This is a genomic window from Herbaspirillum sp. B65, assembly GCF_000333555.1.
GTDB lineage: Bacteria > Pseudomonadota > Gammaproteobacteria > Burkholderiales > Burkholderiaceae_D > Herbaspirillum > Herbaspirillum rubrisubalbicans.
Map to the genome: position 1 here is coordinate 1 of NZ_BADI01000202.1, position 4,786 is coordinate 4,786.

Genomic DNA, 4,786 nt, shown 5'->3' on the forward strand with positions numbered 1-4,786 from the left:
ATCGGGGGCACGGCAGCCCGTCTTAGGATCGTAGAACATGGATGGGCTTATCGCCAGCCCGAATTGGCGCTTTCCTTCCTATTTTGGGCCATCACCATGAAAAACCAGGCCAGCCGACAAAGCAGGAAAAGGTCTGCGAAGAAATCGGGAATAAATGCGAAAACCCGCTGCGGACCAACACCGGAGCGGGTTTACACATCGGCCGCACGAATGCGCGGCGAGAAATTCTTAGTACAGCTTCTTGGGCAGCTGTTGGCTGCGGATACGCTTGTAGTGACGCTTCACGGCAGCAGCCAGCTTGCGCTTGCGCTCAGCGGTCGGCTTTTCGTAGAACTCGCGTGCGCGCAGTTCGGTCAGCAGACCGGTCTTCTCGATGGTGCGCTTGAAGCGACGCATTGCAACTTCGAACGGCTCGTTCTCTTTAACGCGAATAGTGGTCATGTAAATTCAAACCAAAAAGGTTAGGTTGGATTAGCAAAGAAAGCGATTGTAGCAGTACTAGCCTCCGATTGGAAGGCCAAACGTGGCATTTTTTCCACCCCTGTGGTAAAAAAGGGATAAGAATCAGGCACTTATCACAGTCAAGGTGAAGCTTCACCTGAAGTCAAGAGGATGTGACCAAAAAATCCGATCACACCGCCGAACCCGCCGCCACGCCTGAGGCCCAGGCCCACTGGAAGTTATAGCCTCCCAGCCAGCCGGTCACATCCATGGCCTCGCCGATGAAATGCAGCCCCGACACCTTGTTGGCCATCATGCTCTGCTGCGACAGTTCGCGGGTATCCACCCCACCCAGCGTGACCTCGGCCTTGCGATACCCCTCCGACCCGCTGGGGACGATCACCCAGCGGTTCAGCGAATCGCCCAGCTTCTTGAGCGATTTATCGGGCATGTCGGCAATGCGTGCGCCGGCGTCGAAGCCATGGATCTTCAGCCAGCCCTCGGCCAGGCGATTGGGTAGCCATTGCGCCAGGATGTTGCCGAGGTTTTTCTTGATGCTGCCCTTGCCTTCGATCAGGGTCTCGGCCACGTCCAGTTGCGGCAGCAGGTTCAGCGTCAGCGGCGCGCCCGGCTTCCAGTAGCTGGAAATCTGCAGGATCGCCGGACCCGACAGGCCACGATGGGTAAACAGCAGATCCTCCAGGAAGTAGCCACGCTCCTTCTTCACGCCGGTCTCCACCTCCACTTCCAGGGCGATCCCGGCCAGTTCGGTGAGCGACTGCCAGGCCTTGCCATCGAAGGTCAGCGGCACCAGGCCGGGACGCGGCTCGATCAGCTTCAACTCGAATTGCCGGGCGATGCGATAGGCGAAATCGGTGGCACCGATCTGGGGAATGGAAGCCCACGGGTGGCAACCACCAGCTCGCGCCTGGATCTCGCCGACGCTGGTGGCGATGCGGAACTGCTCGCCGCTCTTGCCCACCTCCTGCACGCTGCACGGCATCCGCCAACTGACATTGCCGACATCGCACTCAGCCTTGAGCATGGCGATGATGTCTTCGGCGGAGTCATCACAGAACAACTGCCCCTTGTGCTTTTCATGGAAACCGATGCGATGCCGCTTGACCAGCCCGATGAATCCTGCGGCGTATAGCGCGACAGCGCACTGCGGCAGAAATGGGGGTTCTGTGAAAGATAATGCTGCGGACCCGCGCCCACATTGGTGAAATTGCAGCGCCCGCCGCCCGAGATACGAATCTTTTCAGCCAGCTTGCCGGCATGGTCGATCAGCACCACGCGCCGGCCACGCTGGCCGGCCACGGCGGCGCACATCATGCCGGCCGCGCCGGCGCCGATGATGGCGACATCAAACTGATTGGGGTGATGCTTGCTCATGCTTCCTCCGGCACGCATTTCGGTGCAGCCCGAGGCCGCTTCAAAGCCGTGATTGTCGGCGATCCCGCCCCCGGAAGACAAGGGCCATGAAACAACGCCCCCAAAGACAAGGGGCCAGCATCTTGCGATACCGGCCCCTGGCCTTCTTCCTCCCATCATCCCGCGTGCTCTGCAATCACCCGGGATGCCAGGTACCTCAACTGCGCTGCCGCACTACTGCAACGTATAAACGATTTATATCATTTAAATCGTTTATTGGAAATATGGCGGCGGCTCCACCCCCATCCACAATTCCGAGGACAGCCGCATCATGTCGTTAAGCGAACCGCGCTGTGCAAACATCTGGCGCAGCCAACTGGCGTCGGAGAGGCGATCATGCGCAATACGGCGCAGGCGCAGGATGGTCTGCCGCTCGGCCTCGTTGGCCACATAGGGTTCCAGCAACTGCAGTTGCTGCAACAGATGTTCATAGATGGGCAGCTTGCGTGATTGCGAAGGCGTGGCGCCATGCAACGCCAACTGGCCATTCAAGCCGAAACGGCTGGCCTCGAAGCGGTTGTATTGATACAGAAGATAGAAATCGTCAGCCACCACGAAGGGCCGCTCGGTCAGGATCCAGCGCGCCAGCAATTGGGCATAAGCGCCCAGGTGCGCGGCGTGTTCGATGGTCAGGGGAGTGTCGCAGACGCGGATTTCCACCGTGCCGTATTCGGCTGGGGGCGGGATGTCCCAATAGAAGTCCTTCATGCTGGCGATGATGCCCATCTGGTGCAATTCATCGTAGTAGGTCTCGAACTCGGCCCACTTGGTATGCACCGGGGCCGTGCCCGACAGCGGGAAGGCGCGCACCACGTTGCTGCGCGAGGAATCGAACTTGGTATCGGCGCCCTGATAGAAGGGCGAGGCCGCCGACAGCGCGATGAAGTGCGGCACATAGCGCGAGAAGCCATGTGTGAGATACAGCGCATCATCGCCATTTTCCACGCCGATATGGATGTGCTGACCAAAGACGGTGAAAGTCTTGGCCAAGTAGCCGTATTTCTCGTGCAGATAATGGAAGCGCTCGCTGGGCGTGATGCGCTGTTCGTTCCAGTGCTGGAAGGGATGCGCGCCACCACCGGAGACATCGATATTGAGATATTGCGCCCCCTTGTTCAAGGCCGCGCGCAAGCCCTTCAACTCTTCGATCAATTCATCGACGCGGGTATGGATGCCCGAATTGAGCTCGATCATTCCCTGCGTCATTTCCAGCTTGATCTGCTTTTGCAGATCGCGCGGCTCGATCCAGTTCAGCAGATCGACCGCATCGCTGGCCAGGTTGTAGTTGCGGCGATTGACCAGTTGCAGTTCCAGCTCGATACCCATGGTAAAGGGCGTGGAGGAACCGAACGGCAAAATGCCCGCGCTCTCCTGCGAGCCGACCACATGGGCCTGACTGCTGGGGGCGTCATGTTCAGTGCGGATCAGTGTCTCGGTATTCATTCGCGTCCACTCTCTCCAGATTTGATCAAGGCAAACTGGGTTGCCACCGGCCCCAGGAATTCCAGGACCACCATGCTGCCCGCCAGCAGCGGCACGACATTGGCCGTGGTGTGCGGATACAGCGACGAGACCGTTTGCATCAGCCCCACGCCGATCTCGGTCATGGGCAAGGTACCCAGCGTGAGCAGTCCGGCCTGGCGCCAGTTCATGCGCGCAAAGCGGGCAAACAGGAAGATGCCCAGCCCCATCGCCAGGAAGCGCGCCGCAATCAGGATCAGCACCGAGTAACCCAACAGGCTCAGGTCCGACAGCTTCATCGAAGCGCCCACGGTAACGAACAGCATCACCACGAACAATTCATTGGCCACGCCGAACTCCAGCTCCATCAGGTCGAACTGACGATCCAGGTTCTTGGAGAGGATGGCGAAGATCAGCATGGTCAGCATCACCGGCAAATGCAGCGCATGGGCCACGCCAATGGCCAGCGCGATCACCGAGATCACCAGCACGAACTGCGAACTGTTCTCGCGCCCCAGCAGGCGCGCCAGCGGCATCATCAGCCAGTAGGTGAGATAGGCCAGGATAGCCGAACCGACCAGCGAATACAGGGTGTGCTGGATCAGCGTCCAGACGGGCGTGCCGGCCTCATGCGCGATCACCGGCAAGAGTGCGTAAGCGGCCAGTACGGCCACGAAGTTGTTGAGCGCGGTCATGGCTGCCAGGCGGCGCGTGACCTGGCCTTCCGCCTTGAGGTCGCGCAGCACCACCAGCACCACGGCCGGTGCGGTGGCAATGGCCATCACGCCACCCAAGAGCGCCATGACCGAATCGGTACCGAACCAGGTCAGGGCGATGCTGACGAAACCGAAGCACAGCACGGCCGAGACGGCCACCGTGATCATCAGCCATTTTTCGCGGCGCAGCCAGCCGATGTCGACGTAGCGTCCCAACTGGTACACCACCAGCGCCACGGCAATGTCGGCAAAGATGTTGGTGACCTTGAGGACTTCACCGGAAAGCAGATTGAACCCGCCGGCACCCAAAAGGAAACCGACCAGCAGATAACCCGTGATGCGAGGCACCCATGGGGACTTGGAAACTACGTAGCCCGCGATCAGCCCGAAGAGCAGCAGGCCGCCGAATACCAGCAGGGCATTCCATTGCAGCGTCTGTGCGAGGGTGAACGACGGAAGAGCCCACTCCATATCTCCTCCTGTAACGATGTGGTGTTGAACCGCAGCAGCACACTATCATTCGACGATGACATGCATGTTGCGGATCGCGCAAGCAACATGCCACGCATGTGCGGTACGAGCAGCCCGACGAGATCGGGCCCGATTTTTCCAGGAAGATTTTTGAAGAANAAATCTCTCATCAAAAAACCGGAGCACAGAAGATATCACTCTTGCTCTACGCGATGATCTTTTTTTTACCCTACACGGAAATCTGAATTTCCCTGATTGATATT

3 protein-coding genes and 1 pseudogene are annotated in these 4,786 nt (G+C 59.1%); all 4 read right to left on the reverse strand.

Annotation, left to right across the window (positions count from 1 at the left end; all coding sequences use genetic code 11):
• Positions 1-228: 228 nt before the first annotated feature.
• Positions 229-441 carry a 30S ribosomal protein S21 gene (rpsU, locus tag I5W_RS05105; RefSeq protein WP_006462949.1) on the reverse strand — a complete coding sequence of 71 codons (213 nt, stop codon included), beginning with the start codon at positions 439-441 and terminating at the stop codon, positions 229-231.
• Positions 442-631: 190 nt separating this feature from the next.
• A pseudogene (locus I5W_RS05110) lies at positions 632-1,761 on the reverse strand (NAD(P)/FAD-dependent oxidoreductase).
• A gap of 327 nt (positions 1,762-2,088) precedes the next feature.
• Positions 2,089-3,318 (reverse strand): YbdK family carboxylate-amine ligase, encoded by a 1,230-nt coding sequence (locus I5W_RS05115; protein ID WP_044528432.1) that lies wholly within the window; start codon positions 3,316-3,318, stop codon positions 2,089-2,091.
• The gene (locus I5W_RS05120) at positions 3,315-4,523 is read right to left on the reverse strand and encodes a cation:proton antiporter (protein ID WP_044528433.1); all 1,209 of its coding nucleotides are present in this window, start codon (positions 4,521-4,523) and stop codon (positions 3,315-3,317) included. Before I5W_RS05120 ends, I5W_RS05115 begins: the two co-directional genes overlap by 4 nt.
• Positions 4,524-4,786 lie beyond the last annotated feature (263 nt).